We start from the raw sequence: 15,917 nt of genomic DNA, 5'->3' as shown, positions 1-15,917 counted from the left end.
GGGAGAGAAATCACCATGAGCAATCCGGCAGCCAGAGTTGGTGACGCGATAGGCCATGGCGGAGCGATCGTGACCGGTTCGGGTGACGTCTTCACCAACGGGATATCGGCCGCCTATGTCGGCAGCGTCGCGGTATGCGGCGTTCACTGTTCGGCCCAAGCGGTCGCCGTCGGTTCGGGATCCGTCTTCATCAACGGCTCGCCGGCGGCTTTCGTTGCGTGCTGTACGTCCTGCGGCGCCCCGATTGCAACGGGATCGGGCGACGTGTTCATCGGCGGGTAACGGGAGTTCAGGGAGTTCACATGAGTGGAATTGGAGGATTGGGCGGCGTGCTGGCCGGGTTGCAGGGAACGGTGCTGGAATCGCTCGACATCGCGCCGCGCCTCGATCGTCATTGGGGGCAGCCGGGCGATTTGGCTGGCCGCCATGGGGTCGGGCGGGCGTTGTCGGGCCTCCTCTGCGAGTCGGTCGACATGGTCTCGGGAAACAAGGTCTGCCTGTCGCGAAACGAGGTTGATTTCAGGCTGCCCGGCCGCCTGCCGATGGACTGGGCACGGTTCTATTCGAGTGCGCTGTCCGTGGACGGCATGCTCGGGATCGGCTGGCGAACCGGCTGGGAGGCCACGTTGCGACGCCGGGACGACAACCGGCTCGACTACGTCGACGAGCAGGGCCGGATCGTGTCGCTGCCGATGCCCGAACGCGGCAGCCAGGTCATCGTTTCGTCCGAGCAGCTTCACGTGGCCCGCTTGGCGGACGACCGGATCGTGGTCGCCGATCTGACGCCGCGTTACACCGTGTTCGGGGAATTCGACGAGCACGGCGTCGCACGCATCAAGTACGTCGAGGATCTGGGACGCCGCCGGATCGGCTGCATCTGGGACGATGCGGGTCGTCTGCTGCGCATGCGCGGGGGGACGTGCGGACATGAATTGCGGCTGCACTACGAGCGCGACGGGACGCACTTGTCCGGCATCGAATGCGTGGACGGCGGACCGGCCGGCTTTCTCGTTCGCTACGCCTACGACGAGCACGGCCGGCTGGCCGAGGTGCGCAACCGGCTCGGCAACGTCGTGCGCGGCTTTGCCTACGACGAGAGCGGTCGCATGGTCGAGGAGATCGGTCCGCTTCGGCAGACCGTGCGCTACATGTGGCAGACGATCGGCGGAGCGTCGCGCGTCGTCGAGCGCTCGACCTGTCGCGGGGCACGCGAGCGCTGCACGTACGCACTGGCCGAACGCGGTGCGCAGGCGACCGACGTGTTCGGCCATACGGCCCACTGGCAATACGACGCACGGGGCAATGTGCTCGCTTATGTCGATTTCGACGGACGGCGGCATGCGTTCCAGTACGACGGTGCGGGATGGCCGATCGAGCTGACGTTGCCGGGGGAGCGACAGGTGCGCGCCGTCAACGACAATCTGGGCCGGCCGACTCGTGAGGAGGCGCCGTTGAGCGGCGAGCGGTCGACGGTCTACGCGTTCGCGACACGCGAGCTGCTGAGCATTCGCCTGCAAGACGGCCGGACGTGGCTCTGGCAGCGCGATGATGAGTTGCGGCCGACCCAGTTTCAGTCGCCGTCCGATGGCATCACGCAGACGACGTATGCGGAACAGGACGGCGTACAGGTTCGGACCGACACGCACGAGCAGCGCGGCGCTGTCGCGCTCGAATGCGACGCGCGCGGGCTCGTGTCGAAACGGACGGATGCCGCGAGTCGCACGGTGACCTATCGGCGCGATGCCAACGGGCATGTCGTGGCCATCACCGATCCGCTCGGGGCCGTGACGCAGATCGAGCCGGACCTGCTCGGGCAGCCGTTGGTCGTCACGCTGCCGGACGGCAGGCAGGAGCGGCGGATCTGGAACGCCGCGGGTCAGTTGACCACGTCGATCGGCCCTGACGGGCAGGCGCGGCATTGGCATCGCGACCAGTACGGATGCGTGGTGCGCGCGGTGGACGAGGAGGGGAACGTCACTGCACACGAGTTCGATGCACACGGCCGCAGGATTCGCACCGTCGCCGGCAACGGCGGGAATCAGCGCCTGACCTGGGATCCGGTCGAGCGGTTGACGTCGATCGTCGACGCGGACGGCGTGACCCGCTCGTTCAGCTATGCCGCATCGGGCGATTTACTGCAGATCACATCGACGTCGGACGAGCAGACGCGCATCGAAACCTTCGCCAACGATGCACTCGGACGGATGGTCGGCCGCGACACCGAACATGCGCGCTATCGCTACACGTATGTACGCGACGGCCGGCTGGGGATGATCAACTGCCTGCCGACCGAAGCGGGCGCTGCGATCGGCGTCGAACCCGACACCATTCGCTTCGAATACGATTCAGCCGGGCATCTGACGGCGGAGCACGACATGCACGGTGCGCTGCGATACGCGTATGACGACGCGGGGCGGCTCGTCGCGATGACGCTGCCGGACGGTCACATCGTGAAGACAGAGCGTGACGAGGCCGGCGCAGCCGTGCTCACGGGGGTGGGCATCGGCGACGAAATGCGCGGCGTCGCCGCGTTCAGTTACGATGCGGCAACGCGTCAACTGTTGCGCTCCCAAGGGGAACTGTATCTGCGTTCCGTTTATGCGGGTTCGTGGCTCGAGCGCTGGTTTGCGATGACGGTGATTCGGACGCCCGACAACGAGATGCAGCCCGGCAGCGCTGAATTCTGGCGGGAGTTCCACTACAGTCCGGCCGACAATCTCGTGCAGGTCGACGATCGCTTCAACGGCCGCACCCATTACGATTACGATCGCCGCGGCTGCCTGCTGCGCGCCGTCTCGGACGAGCTCGGCATCGAATACTTCACGTGGGACGCAGCGGGCAACCTGCTCGATACGCCGCGCGTCGGATGGCAGCGTGCCGTCTATCCCGATCATCGGCTACGCGAATGCCGAGGATATCGCTATGAATACGACGCCTGGGGGCAGGTCGTCGCCAAGCGTGGCGCGGCGGACGAACAGACCTTCACGTGGGACGCGGATGGCCGGCTGATGAGCGTACAGAGCCGGCGTTGCGTGGTGCGTTACCGCTACGATGCGCTGGGCCGCCGCGTCGGTAAATCGGTCGGGCAACCCCAAACGGGAGGGGCGCCGCGCCCGGAGGAGAACGCCGAGGTCACGCGTTTCGTCTGGCATGGCGAGCGCCTCGTACAGGAAACGACGGACGAGAGCGTGCGGATCTATCTGTATCAGCCGGCACGGGACGGTGTCGTCGGTTATGCGCCGCTTGCGTGCGTGAATCGGCAACGCAAGGAAGACGGTTCGTTTTACGCGATGCACATCTATTACTACCAGACCGATCTCGCCGGCACGGCCGTTGCGTTGACCGACGAGGCGGGCAAACTTGTCTGGAGCGGTCGCTACAAGGCATGGGGGCAGGTGATACCGTGGACCCAGCTGGCAACGCCGGTGCGGCAGCCGTTGAGGTTTGCGGGGCAGTACCTGGACGACGAGACCGGACTTCACCTGAACGGCCGGCGCTACTACGATCCGGACGCAAGCCGCTATCTTAGTCCGGACCGTTCCGCGCCTGCGGGCGTGAGCCCGTATCGCTATGTATCGAGTCCGTTGAGCGTCGCGAACCCGACAGGTTGCGCCGTTTCGCTGAGGCGACCGAAGGGCGACGTTGACGGCGCGTCATGCAAAGACGGCCCGATCGAGTTGTCGAGGCGGTTGACGGGCGACATTGACGAGCACGATGTCGTGCCGGGCAGCGAATGGATGGCGTTGCTGGACCGCTAGGCCGCACAAAGCGTTGAAGGGGGCGAGTCACCCCCTTCGATTTCGGCTAAGCGGGCGGTGCTTTCCTGAAGCCGCAGGCCGCTCGCGCCAGCGTCAGATCGCTCGCTCGAGTTCGCGCAGCAGTGTTCCGTCGCGGTCGAACAATTCGATCGTGTTGCGGGCGGGGACTTGTTCGAATTCAGTTGCGAAGTACAGGTGCATGTCGAACCACTCGCTCTTGATGTTCTTGTGAAACTGGGCGGCATCGAGCGTTTTGACGTACATCACCGTCCCGTCCTGCGCATGGGTGCGCATTCGAAAATGATCGAGTTGCGGCAGGATATCCGTGAACCGGCTCCGATGCACCCAGACGCGAAAGTCATGTGCGCGTAGCAGCATGGCCTTGCATTCTTCCTCTGAGGCCCACGCATGCGCATCGGGCATCGGCGGCTGGCCGTCGTGCGTTTCCCGGCGCACGCCACGGTGGGCGAAGCTGATGCCCGCATAGGCTTCGTATTGTGCGAGCGTGCGTTCGGCGCCAAGACCGAAGGGCCCGAAATCGATACCGTCGCATGACGTGCTGTCGACCCCGAGCAGCGCGCGGTTCCGTTCATACGAACGGGCGTTGCGCACTTCCCAGTTCTCGGTGACGAGGCCGCTGGCTTGCGCTTCGGGCGTGTGGTCATTCCAGATCTTGACGCGGCTGGCACGCGTGTATTCGTGCCAGGCGAGCACGCGATGCGGCAAATACAGATCGTAGCCATGCGTGAACGCGCGAACGGCAATCGAGATTTCCTCGCCCAGAAAGAAGTAGTCCGGATCGTGCCGGACGTCGACGGCGAAATGCCCATCCGCAAAAGCGAAGTGGGCGCTGTAGAACGCGGTCGGAACAGGCTCCTCCAACGCTTGCCAGTTGTCGAGCAGACCCGAACGAATCGTGACTACGCCATCTGGCGTAAAGCGTTGGAAATACAGGCCGGTCGGCGCATTCGTGAGCGTTTCGCGCGGGCTGCCGGGCTGGAATCCAGGCAGGTAGGTGGTGAGCAGCGGCTTCGCGCTGCGCGAGCGCAGCGATTCGAGCATCGAGATGGCCAGCTCGTCCCACGCGTCGGCGAAGTAGTGGTGAGAGTCGAGTTGCAGCGTGTAGCGCTCGTCGCGGTACTGTTGCTGGATCAGGTTGCGCGCCCAGCAGGCGCCTTGGGATTGCTGATGAGGCACATCGATCAGCTCGATCGTGGCGCCTCGATAGGCGAGCGTATGCGTGGCGAACGCGCCATCGTAGCATGCGTGCCAACGCGAGAAACCGTAAGCGAAAAAGGCGCCGACGGTCTCGTCCAGCGCATGCTGCCAGCACACGACGATGCGCAGCCGGTCGGGGTGGGTGGCGCGCTCGATCAGGTCGAGCAGCGTCGGAATCAACTGCGGATCGCGATAGCTGGCGATCTGGACGAAAATGGTGCGTTCCATGGTGTCGATGGGGCGGGTGTCGCGGATGCGTTAGAGGATGCTGAGCGTGATGACCGAGGTCGCGTCGATCTTGCCCGTGGTGGGCGGCTGGTTGCCGACCCGCAGCACGGTGGCTTCGAGATCGAAGCCGGATTCCATCGCACCGTTCGGCTTCTGCACGAGCGTGCTGCTCGCGTCGCCGGGCTTCAGCAGCGCGCCGGTCGTTTTGTCCCGCAGGCGGATCGCGAGGTGCCGGGCGCCGGTGTTCTGGATCAGCGCGGGATCTTCCGTGTCCCGAGGTGCGCTCAGCGTGGCGGTGATCGACGCGGGGGGCGTCGGGCCCGAGCAGAGCACCCGGAAGTTCACGGCGCGTGTCGGGCCTGTCGTCTGTGAAACGTCATAGGGGCCGAACTGGCCGAAGTCGATGTTCAGCGTGCTGCTGTCGACGCGGCAACTCGGCAACACCCGGAGCGACACGTTGCCGGAGTAGATGTTGGTGACGGCTACACCGGGATTGCCGTCGCCGTAGGTTCGCGCGAGATGGCCGAAGGTGATCGTCGAGAAGCTCGGAATATCGTTGCTGGTTTTAATCAGATCGACCCGGTATTTCGCGCCGTCGCCGTAGTTGACCGGCTGCGTGCCGGGGGTCTCCGGGTGTTCCGTCCAGTTGTTCGTATAAGGCACGACGCTGGTGCTGCCGCTGGCGCGCACGTAATTGAGCCGGAAACCAATGCCCGGCACGTTGGTTGCGTAAATCTTGTTGCCGAGCGGAGAAGGGGGGGGAGCGGTCATGAAGTCTACGATGATTGCTCCGCTCGGTGGATCGCAGGCGATGAAACTCATGGAGGGCGTGGGCGCGGACTCGCCGCTGACGAGCGGGCTGCCGATCGGCAGATCGGGGTCGACGTCGACGACGCCGGACGGAAAGGCGATGTTGAACGTCGTCATTATCTGGTTGGGTATGGGGCGCGTCTCGGTCCACCTGGCAGACTCTTCCGGGGTAATGGGCCGACACGCCGCCAGCACGGCCGGCGACGCGGCCAGCAGGAAGGCAGTGGTGAGAAAAGCTCGGGTTCTTTTCATCATGTGACTCTGTGATGAAGATGATGAAATGGGGGAGGGCGGCGCTCAGATGTCGATCGCGTCCCACTGCGCGAGAAGCTCGGCGGGGATCACGCCCGCAAGCTCCGAAAAGCGCTTGCCGACCATGCGTTCGGATTGCCGGAGCAGCACGATGACAGGACTGCTCGGCTCGTTTTGCTCGAACCACAGACGCGTTTCCTGAATCGCCGCGAGCGCGCTCCAGCGATCCGTCGGCCGCGCGTCGGGCGCCGTCCGGGCCGGGGCGCCGGCTTCGCGCGGCGCCGTTTCGGCGGGCGCGCCCGCGTCTGCATCCGGCGCCGATGCCGGCTCCGGCGGCGCATCGGACGGACTGGCGGCGGCCGGCGTGCGGCCCGCGTCGAGGGCCGTTGGCGCGAAAGGCTGCAGCAGTTTCACGATGCCGTCGAGATCCGGCGCATCGGCCTGCAACGCGTCGCGCATCCGCGCGGCAATCTCGGCGACAGCGCGCTGCGCGTCCGCCAGCGCGACGACCACGGAGTCGCGCCGATTCCACAGTTCGCTGAGCAGCCGGCTCGCCGATTCCGGCGCGAGCGCGTCCTTGGCGCGCGGGACCGCGAACGCTTTCTCGATGTCGCGCAACTGCAACTGCAAGCCGGCGGTCTTCGGCAGCCGGATGTCGCGGGCATCCGCCAGCGTCGCGTCGGCATCGGCCAGCGCGGCGATCGCGTTCGAGTAGACGAGCGGATCGCGCTCGCCATCGAGCGTCGGCGTCGGATGCAAGGCCTCGCCGTAGCGCTCGAGCATCTGCTGCAGCAGCGCGACGCCGTCGCGCAGGCCCTCGGCGCCGCTTTGGCGGATACGGCAGCGGGTCAGGATCGTGAGCAGCCGGAGGTCCTTCGTGCGTAGCAGCAGCGCGCGACAGTCGCGCTCGGCTTCGGCCCAGTTCGCCTGTGGCGGGGCATCGACGAAATCGCCGTACTGCGCGTCCGTTCTCGGCGCGACGGCCGCTTGCAGCATGACGAAGGCCGGATCGTATTCGAGATCGGGGCCGCACGGCGCATCGGGCGAAACGGGCTCGAGGAGGTCGGCATAGCGCAGCGCCGCGCCGTGCGTGTTGGCATTCATGCTGCATTCTCCAGTTGATCGCAGTATTTCTCGGGCTCGAACACCATGCCGACGACAGGCTTGTCGTCCATGGATTCGCCGAGCCAGGTCGAGTAGCCGAGCCGGTGCGAGCTGTCGGCGCGCGCGGGCGGCGCGGCGCGCGGCTTGACCAGCAGCTTGATTTCCCAGTCGTACTCGAGACCGACGAATGCGCGGACCCAGTCGACCAGCGTGGGCAGGTCGTCGCCATGGGGCGTGAGGCGCAGGTACTGGTCGAGATCGAGCGGCCCGACCACGAGACGGAACTTGTGCTGGCAATCGGGGATCGTGTCGCCCAGCAGGGCGCCCTCGCCCATGATGGTCGACGGCGCACGCGCGCCGAGCAGGCAGCGTTCCGGGCCGGTAATCCGAATCCAGTGCGGCACGTATTCGTCGACCGCCACGGGCACGCCGAAGTAATGGGACAGCGTCGCGGCCAGACCGTCCGGATTGCGCGCCTCGCGCACCAGGTGTGCGGAGGCCGCATAACGCGCATGCGGCGGCGGGTGCGTGCATGCCGCTTCAGCGGGGTCGGTGCCCATCAGACTGCCGACGTAGAACGAAAAGGTCTCGTCCTCCGGCCGGTCGAGCGAGACGGTCGCCTGCGCTGACGCCCATGCCCGGTAGAACAGCGTGAGCGCCCGGTGATGAAACAGGTTGGCGAACGCGATGAGCGTCTGGTCCTGATGGCTCTCCGCACGGCTGTACGCCAGCTCCGTCATATGGAGCGGCAGCGGGCCCTGCGGCCCCCAGAGCCCGAGCCCGAAGAGCCGGACGTCGAGCCGGCCGCCTCGCACGTCGAGTGCCGCGATCTCGCGCGGCGCGAACGCCATCGACGGCTGCTGACCGACGCGGAACGGCTCCTCCCTTGGCAGGCGGGCCGTGCCGGGCAGCGGCTGGGTCGCGTCGCGCGCGCTGATCGTGCGCAGCAGGCTGAGGAAGCCCGCCTGCCACGGCGTGCGCTCGTCGAACCACATGCGCAGCGAATCGGGGTGCAGCGGCGAGCCGTCCTTGACCGGCATTGAATCGATTCTGTCCATGGGCTACACCGCTCCCCGTCCGCCCATGCGCGGCTTCCAGCGCGTCACGAGGCCACGCTGCATCGAGCGCAGCTCCGTCTCGGTAAAGACGTTGATCGACACGTGCCGCGACAGGTATTGCTCGAGCACGAGACCGAACAGATAGGGGCTCACGCCCGAGAAGCCCGTCTCGTCGACCGTCAGTTCGCAGCGTACGCCGCGCCCGTATACGAGCAGGCCGTGATCGGGCAGGCGCCGCACGACGGGTTCGGTGCGCGCGCCGACGAGGCTTTCGATCTGCGTGCGCTGCTCGTGCTCGCTCGTCCCGACGAAGAGCCGCAGCATGTTGCGCAGCGCCTGGCCGCCGTCGCGATGGTCGAGCTCCGCGAGCGGCATGTAGTTGAAGCTCAACTGGCGAATCAGCCGCCATGCGGTCTCGCCCGTCGCGTACGGCTCGCGCGGCGTGCTCGGGGGATGCACGAGACTCACGCCCTCGATCGGCACCGAGTCCTGCATCGTGAGGTCGTTGAACCCGTTGCGGGGGATCAGGCGCGGCAGGTCGCGATTGGTCAGCCATGCATCGACGGACAGATAGCGGATCGTGTCGGCGTACGGCGCTTCGGCCTGGTCGACGAGCGAGACGAACACCTCGGTGCCGACGTATTGGCTGCGCGTGCCGTACTTGCGCGCATTGGCCGACATCGTGCGAGGCTCGCGCAGAATGGAGAAGTAGCGTCCGTAATTGCCTATATCGCTGTGCAGCGTCTGGTACAGCGGATTGAACGTCACTTCGGTCGAGGTCTCGGCCTTCTGGCCGAACACGCGAGACACCGAGAAGACCTCGTAGTCGAGCGGACGGCTGCGATCCGGAATCAGGTGGAACGCGGTCAGCGCCCGGTTGATCTCGATCCGGTCGGTGCGCCGGGGAAACAGGTTGATGATCGGCGTGCAGAACAACTGGAAGCTCGACGCATCGACATGCGTCGCCAGTTCGTCCGGTAGCCGGTCGAGCAGCAGCACGATTTCCGCTTCCTTGCCGTCGATCGTGGACAGGCCGGCCTGCAGCTGCGTCAGCACGAAGAAATGGAAGCGCTGCCTGCAGGTGAAGTACTCATGCAGCAGGTTGTGTCCGTGGAACGTATTCCACACCTGCGGCAGCAGGCTCTGATCGGGACGGAGACCTTCGAAATCGACCGGATGCTTCGCGACGACCGTGCAATCGCCTCGGGCGGCGCCGTGCGCGCGGACGACCGAGGCGACGCTGCCTGCATGGATCAGTTCGAACAGATGCGAGGCGATCCGTTCGTCGCCGCCGATATAGAGCGACAGCCGGTCGAGCCCGGTGATCTGCGAGAACTTGATCTCGCCGACCGTGCGCAACCGCAGCCGGAGCGCGCCGCGCAGCCGCATGTGCGGCAGCAGGCTGCGCTCCAGGTCGGGAAGATCCGGCGGTACGGCGGTCAGCTTCGCGTCGACGATCTCGATCGGCCAAAGCGTGATTTCATGACCACTGCGGAATTCGCAGGCCGTCTGCTCGCCCGGCGGGATCGACGAGCGCAGCACGCTGTGGCGCGGCACCGTGAAGCCCTTGCTGAAATTGCCTTCGCGCAGGCTCGGGCGCAGCCGCGCCACCGCCATCGACGGCGTCGGCGCGACGTAGTTCGGATACACGACCTCGAGCAGGCGTTGTGTGAAGCGCGGGAATTCGGCGTCGAGCTTGAGCTGGGTACGGGCCGACATGAAGCAGAACGCCTCGATCATCCGTTCCACGTAGGGATCGGCCGTTTCGATGCCCTGCATGCCGAGCCGGCGGGCGATCTTCGGGTGCTGCGCGGCGAACTCCGCGGATAGCTCCCGCATGTAGGTCAGTTCGCGATTGTAGTGGTCGAGAAATCTGGGGTCCATATCAGTGTTCGATGCGAGCGCCCGGATCGAGCGTCACCTTGTTCGATTCGATATCGAAGGTGCTTTGGATCAGGAATTCGAGGGGGTACGGCGACCATTGCATCAGCCCGCGAATCTCGAACGTCAGCTTGTTGTAGCTGGAGGCCTCGCGTCCTGCGACTGGCCGGATTGCGATCGAATCCGGGAGCAGGCGCGGTTCGAAACGGACGATCGCGGTGCGAACGAGCTTCTCGATCGTTTCCCAGTTCCGGTCGCTCAGGTAGCTTCCCGACAGCGGTGGCACACCGTAGTTGACGACCGAGGCGGCGGCCTGCGGGTAGCGGACGGTGTCCAGTTCGCCGTCGAGGTTGGTGGCGTTGAGCAGCAGCGCGAGATCGCGCTGAATGATGCGGCGCATGCCTTCGCCGTTCGGCGCATACGCGCCGGGCGCCTCGTGGCGTGCGTGCGGCGCGTCGTCCTGCAGCCGGTCGAGCAAGGACGGCAGGTAGGCGGGCCGGTGCAGGTCGTCAGGACGCCGTGCCATCTGCGTCTTCATCCGTGAAGCGGCAGCCGCTGATATCCAGCAGGCCCCAGTCGCCGCGGTCGGTCGTCCAGGTCTTTTGTCCAAGCGCGATCACGTTGGTTTCGCCGACGTCCTGCCAGTGGGTTTCGCGCGCGAGCCGAAGCGCGGCGGGGCCGTGTTCCGAGCCCGGGTAGCGGGTCGGCACGTAGCCCCTGAGGACCGTGGCGTCGCGCAGGACGAGCGTGGCCGGCCGCCAGACGAGATCGGTCAGCGTGCCGATCGGGGTCAGCGCCAGCGACTTGATCCGGGCGAATGGAATCCACCGGTAGCCACCTGCCACCGCCATTTCGCAGACGGGGCCGAGTCGTGTGTCGCTGTCGGTCAGCCAGTCGAAGCCGCCCATTTCGGGGCTTTCGCCGCGACTGGCCGGCGCCTCGTCGAGCGCGGTCCGGCGCAGCGCGTCGGCGCCCGCCACGTCTCCGGCGCCGAGGCGCGCATTCGCCTGCAGCAACTGGTCGACCCAGACGGGTGTGGCCTCGTCGACGAAGCCGGGCGTGCGCGTGCCGGCGAATACCTCGGTACGGAACAGCTCGCTCTGGATGAGCCCGCGATGCAGTTGCGCGCGCGACGCGCCCTCGGGCTCGAGGGTCGCCCAGGTCTGCAACTGCTTGAGCGCGCGTTCCCAGTCGCCGTCGATGCACAGCAACTGGAACAGCAGCCAGCGCTCCGACGTGTCGGAGGGCCGCTGACGAACTGCTTCGATGGTTTGCTCTTTCAGGGTGTCGAGCGACCGGGCGTGCAGCAGGTTCTGCGGCGCCGGGCGGTCGGTGGCGGGCGCGGGATCAGGGGCGTTCGTCGTCATGTCGTTCGGTCGTTGAAGTGTCGGTGATGGTATTCAGCATCGGGAGGTGGCTGTCGACGCTGATCAGGTGGTGCTCGCGGCGCGCGAGCAGCGCCGCCGACGAGAAGTGCGGACGCTGCCGCTGCGCCGGCGCGAGCAGGTGGAGGACGTCGTGCCGCGCGTCGTCGACGAAAAGCTGCTCGGCGAGGAACGGATTCATGCCCTCGAGCACGAAATCGATCCGCTGGCGCGTGTCGAGCAGATCGCTCAACAGCGAGCCCGTCCAATAGCGGCCGGAGTCGAGGAATGGATCGGGAGGCAGCGGGACGGCGATCTGCGGCGGCTCGATTTCCTTCAGTGCGTGCGCAGGGTCCCGCTCTCGGTGGATCAGCGCCCGTCGGTATTCGGCGAGCAGCGTCTCGAGCGGATCGCCGCTGTCGGTATCGGGCGAGACCGGCGCGACGACGCCGAGCGGCTCGTCGTCGAATACGGCGAGCCGCTCGGTGTCCGATTCCGCGCCCGCCAGCGCGGTCAGGTCGACGAACCCGGCCGGCTCGCTGCGGGGCAGCGCATTGCCCAGCGCGATCAGGTCGACGGGCGTCGGGGCGTCGTCCTGCGGAACGGCGGCGGACGGCAAGCCGACGGTCAGCTCGTCCACGCCGACCGTGATCGTCGCGCCGAACGGAATCGCACACGTTCCGTGCCGCGGCACCAGGGTGGCGCCGACGCGGCAGGCGAGTGCTTCGCAGTGGTTTTCCAGCCGGATGTCGCCGTTGACGTCGATGGAGAAGACGACGTGATCGGCGAGCACGTTCGCGTTGTCCTGCCACGGAGCGAATGCGCCGGACGACGCCGAATACGCGCAGCGGGCCGGGCCGAGCGCGTGTTGCAGCGGCGTGCGTGGCGCGCGGCCGCCCCGCCGGACGAGCTTCGCGAACGGCGTCGGCGCGGGATCGGCAGGCAGGCTGTCGAGCGGTGCGTAGTCAGGCGCGCAAGCCGCGTTCTCGCTGATTTTCGACATAACGGTTGGCCAGTAAAAAGCGGAAGTCTTTGCGGTGCGGCGGCATCGCGAATTCGCTGAATTAATTCGAGATAAATGAAGGGGCTGCATCGGATTAATTCTGGATAAGCCGCGGATGTCGATGGGGCTGAAAATCTCGACCGATGGTTTAAACGGGAATCTTATCGTGCATTAATTTTGAGGTATATGGGAATTGTTCTAAATATGCGAGGCAGGGTTTCGGGCGCCGCGGCGCTGCCGGTGCGCCAATCAGGGTGGGGGGGCGGCCGCGTTCGCGGTACGGAGCGCATGGCGGCGGGGCTGCGCGCTGGGGCGCGGCGCGCGCGGAGGCCGGCGCGGCGATGCCGGCATGGGGCGGCGCCAGCGGGTTTTCCGCGGAAGGGAGAATGGAAAAATAATACTTGTCCGATTGATTTGTGGGTTGTGTGGAGGTTAATGTCGACCGTTTTTCGTTTGTGTTTGCGACGACGGAATGGGGCGTGACGACATTCGTCCCGTCCTTCATGCGCGGCGCCACTTATATTTCCAGATCGAGCTTATGACAATTTCAAGGCAAGCCCTGTTCGGCAAACTCGGGCATTCGCTATTCCGGAGCGTTGAATCCGCCACGACTTTCTGCAAGCTGCGCGGCAACCCTTACGTCGAGCTGGTGCATTGGCTGCATCAACTGCTGCAGGCCCCCGACGGCGATCTGCAGCGGATCATCCGGCACTGCGACATCGACGCCGAGGCGCTCGACCAGGATGTGCTGCGCGCGCTGGCCGCGCTGCCGGCCGGCGCGAGTTCGATCAGCGATTTCTCGCACCATATCGAGACGGCCGTCGAGCGCGCGTGGGTGCTGGCCTCGCTGGATTTCGGCGACCGGCGGATCCGCGGTGCGTGGCTCGTCGCCGCGCTCGTCAAGACGCCCGAGTTGCGCCGTGTGCTGCTGTCGGTCTCGCCTGCGTTCGGCAAGATCCCGCTCGACAGCCTGAGCGAGATGCTGCCCGCGTGGATCGACGGCTCGCCGGAGGCCGCGGATGCGCCGTACGACGGCACCGACTTCGGTGGCGCGGTACCCGGCGAGTCGGCCGGCGCACTCGCGCCGGCGGCGGCCGGCGGCTCGCCGCTGGAGCAGTACTGCAGCGATCTCACCGCGCGCGCGCGGGCAGGCGAGATCGATCCGGTCGTCGGCCGCGAGCTCGAGATCCGCACGATGATCGATGTGCTGTTGCGCCGGCGTCAAAACAATCCGCTGCTGACCGGCGAGGCGGGCGTCGGCAAGACGGCCGTGGTCGAGGGGCTCGCGCGCGCGATCGTCGACGGCGACGTGCCGCCGAAGCTGGCCGACGTGCGCCTGCTGAGTCTCGACGTCGGCGCGCTGCTCGCCGGCGCGAGCATGAAGGGCGAATTCGAGGCGCGCCTCAAGGGCGTGCTCGAGGCGGCAACGAAATCGGTCGTGCCCGTCATCCTGTTCGTCGACGAGATCCACACGCTGATCGGCGCGGGCGGCCAGGCCGGCACCGGCGACGCTGCAAACCTGCTGAAGCCGGCGCTGGCGCGCGGCACGCTGCGGACGATTGGCGCGACGACCTGGGCCGAATACAAGCGCCATATCGAAAAGGACCCGGCACTGACGCGGCGTTTCCAGGTGCTCCAGGTGCCGGAGCCGGAGGAGGCGGCGGCGATCGACATGGTGCGCGGGCTCACGCGTACCTTCTCGCAGCATCACGGCGTGGTCGTGCTCGACGAGGCGATTCGCGCGGCGGTCACGCTGTCGCATCGGTACATTCCGTCGCGGCAACTGCCGGACAAGGCGATCAGCCTGCTCGACACCGCTTGTGCGCGCGTGGCGCTGTCGCAGCACGCGCCGCCGCGCGAACTGCAGGATGTGCGCCAGCGCTTGCAGGCCGCGCAAGTCGAATGCGATCTGCTCGATCATGAGCGGCGCATCGGTCTGGGCGACGCGGACGCGCTGGCCCGCGCGCAGGCGCGCATCGTCGAGCTGGAGCGGGAGGCGGCGCATGTGGAGGCGCGCTGGCGGGCGCAGGCCGCCGCCGCACAGGCGCTGTTGAGCGCGCGCGAGGCCGCGCGGGAGGCCGGTGACGGCGTGCCGGACGACGGGCTGCAAGCGCTCGAGCGGGCGCTCGCGGAGCAGCAGGGCGAGACCGCGTTCGTGTTCCCGGAAGTGAACGAGGCGATCGTCGCGGCCATCGTGTCCGATTGGACCGGCATTCCGGTGCGCCGGATGGTCACCGACGAGGTCGCCGCGGTGCGCACGCTGCCCGACACGCTCGCGGCCCGCGTGATCGGGCAGCCGGATGCGCTGCTGCAGATCGGCGAGCGCGTGCAGACCGCGCGCGCAGGGCTGACGGACCCGAAGAAGCCGCTGGGCGTGTTTCTGCTGGCGGGCCCGTCCGGCGTGGGCAAGACCGAGACGGCGCTGGCGCTGGCCGAGGCGCTGTACGGCGGCGAGCAGAACCTGATCACGATCAACATGAGCGAGTATCAGGAGGCCCACACGGTGTCCGGGCTAAAGGGCGCGCCGCCCGGCTACGTCGGTTATGGCGAGGGCGGCGTCCTGACCGAGGCGGTGCGGCGCCGGCCGTATTCGGTGGTCCTGCTCGACGAGATCGAGAAGGCGCACGGCGACGTGCACGAGATGTTCTTCCAGGTGTTCGACAAGGGCTACATGGAGGACGGCGACGGGCGCTACATCGACTTCCGCAACACCACGATCCTGCTGACGAGCAACGCCGGTTCCGACCTGATCGCAAGCCTGTGTTCGGACGAGACGCTTGCGCCCCGCGCGGACGCGCTGTGCGCGGCGCTCGGGCCGGCCTTGCTGAAGACGTTCCCGGCCGCGTTCCTCGGCCGCGTCACCGTGGTGCCGTACCGGCCGCTCGCGCAGGCGACGCTCTCGCAAATCGTGCGTCTGCATCTGGACCGCGTGGTCGCCCGCATGGCCGATGGACACGGCGTGGCGTTCAGCTATGCGCCGACGGTGCTTGACTACATCGTCGAACGCTGCCTCGTGCAGGAAACGGGGGCGCGTCTGCTGATCGGCTTCATCGAGCAACATGTGCTGCCGCGGCTCGCCGCGCAGTGGCTCGACGCGCTGGCGTCGAAGCGGACGCTGGCGCGCGTCGAACTCGAGCTGGTTGACGCGGGCGCGGCGCCCGCAGAGGCATTCATGTTCCGCGCGTCGTACCCTCAAGCGGGCGACTGACGAGGGCCGGGGCCGCGCGGCGCGGCGGGTTCA

General features: G+C 66.8%; 11 protein-coding genes. 3 read left to right on the top strand and 8 right to left on the bottom strand.

Annotated features, from left to right (window positions below; genetic code table 11):
• Window positions 1–15: 15 nt before the first annotated feature.
• Together B7P44_RS17145 and B7P44_RS17140 are read left to right on the top strand one after the other, a co-directional pair.
• A complete protein-coding gene (locus B7P44_RS17145; RefSeq protein WP_084906134.1) occupies window positions 16–282 on the top strand; it encodes a PAAR domain-containing protein in 267 nt (88 codons plus the stop codon).
• A gap of 20 nt (window positions 283–302) precedes the next feature.
• Window positions 303–3,758: an RHS repeat-associated core domain-containing protein gene (locus B7P44_RS17140; RefSeq protein WP_084906133.1), complete on the top strand. Its 3,456-nt coding sequence runs from the start codon at window positions 303–305 to the stop codon at window positions 3,756–3,758.
• 93 nt (window positions 3,759–3,851) lie between these two features.
• On the opposite strand, the gene B7P44_RS17135 is transcribed toward B7P44_RS17140, so the two are convergent.
• The 8 genes from B7P44_RS17135 to B7P44_RS17100 are packed head-to-tail and all read right to left on the bottom strand — an operon-like array spanning window position 3,852 to window position 12,676.
• Entirely contained in the window at window positions 3,852–5,204 is a 1,353-nt protein-coding gene (locus tag B7P44_RS17135) for a GlcNAc-transferase family protein (protein WP_084906131.1), read from the bottom strand.
• A gap of 30 nt (window positions 5,205–5,234) precedes the next feature.
• The gene (locus tag B7P44_RS17130) at window positions 5,235–6,269 is read right to left on the bottom strand and encodes a fimbrial protein (protein WP_084906129.1); all 1,035 of its coding nucleotides are present in this window, start codon (window positions 6,267–6,269) and stop codon (window positions 5,235–5,237) included.
• Window positions 6,270–6,311: 42 nt separating this feature from the next.
• Window positions 6,312–7,370 (bottom strand): type VI secretion system protein TssA, encoded by a 1,059-nt coding sequence (locus B7P44_RS17125; protein WP_084906127.1) that lies wholly within the window; start codon window positions 7,368–7,370, stop codon window positions 6,312–6,314.
• Window positions 7,367–8,428, bottom strand: coding sequence for a type VI secretion system baseplate subunit TssG (gene tssG / locus B7P44_RS17120; protein ID WP_084906125.1), 1,062 nt, complete (start codon window positions 8,426–8,428; stop codon window positions 7,367–7,369). The genes B7P44_RS17125 and tssG overlap by 4 nt, the downstream gene beginning before the upstream one ends.
• Window positions 8,429–8,431: 3 nt before the next feature.
• Window positions 8,432–10,312 (bottom strand): type VI secretion system baseplate subunit TssF, encoded by a 1,881-nt coding sequence (tssF, locus tag B7P44_RS17115; protein WP_084906123.1) that lies wholly within the window; start codon window positions 10,310–10,312, stop codon window positions 8,432–8,434.
• Between the two features lies 1 nt (window position 10,313).
• Window positions 10,314–10,835 (bottom strand): type VI secretion system baseplate subunit TssE, encoded by a 522-nt coding sequence (tssE, locus tag B7P44_RS17110; RefSeq protein ID WP_084906765.1) that lies wholly within the window; start codon window positions 10,833–10,835, stop codon window positions 10,314–10,316.
• Window positions 10,819–11,676: a type VI secretion system accessory protein TagJ gene (locus tag B7P44_RS17105; RefSeq protein ID WP_084906121.1), complete on the bottom strand. Its 858-nt coding sequence runs from the start codon at window positions 11,674–11,676 to the stop codon at window positions 10,819–10,821. Before B7P44_RS17105 ends, tssE begins: the two co-directional genes overlap by 17 nt.
• Entirely contained in the window at window positions 11,657–12,676 is a 1,020-nt protein-coding gene (locus B7P44_RS17100; protein ID WP_084906119.1) for a TagK domain-containing protein, read from the bottom strand. The genes B7P44_RS17105 and B7P44_RS17100 overlap by 20 nt, the downstream gene beginning before the upstream one ends.
• A gap of 538 nt (window positions 12,677–13,214) precedes the next feature.
• On the opposite strand from B7P44_RS17100, the gene tssH reads away from it, so the two are divergent.
• Window positions 13,215–15,884, top strand: a complete 2,670-nt coding sequence (gene tssH / locus B7P44_RS17095) for a type VI secretion system ATPase TssH (protein ID WP_084906117.1) — start codon at window positions 13,215–13,217, stop codon at window positions 15,882–15,884.
• Window positions 15,885–15,917: the final 33 nt, after the last annotated feature.

This window comes from Burkholderia ubonensis subsp. mesacidophila (assembly GCF_002097715.1).
Lineage (GTDB): Bacteria > Pseudomonadota > Gammaproteobacteria > Burkholderiales > Burkholderiaceae > Burkholderia > Burkholderia mesacidophila.
The sequence above is the reverse complement of the archived record's forward strand: the minus strand, read 5'-3'. Positions and strand labels throughout refer to the sequence as shown.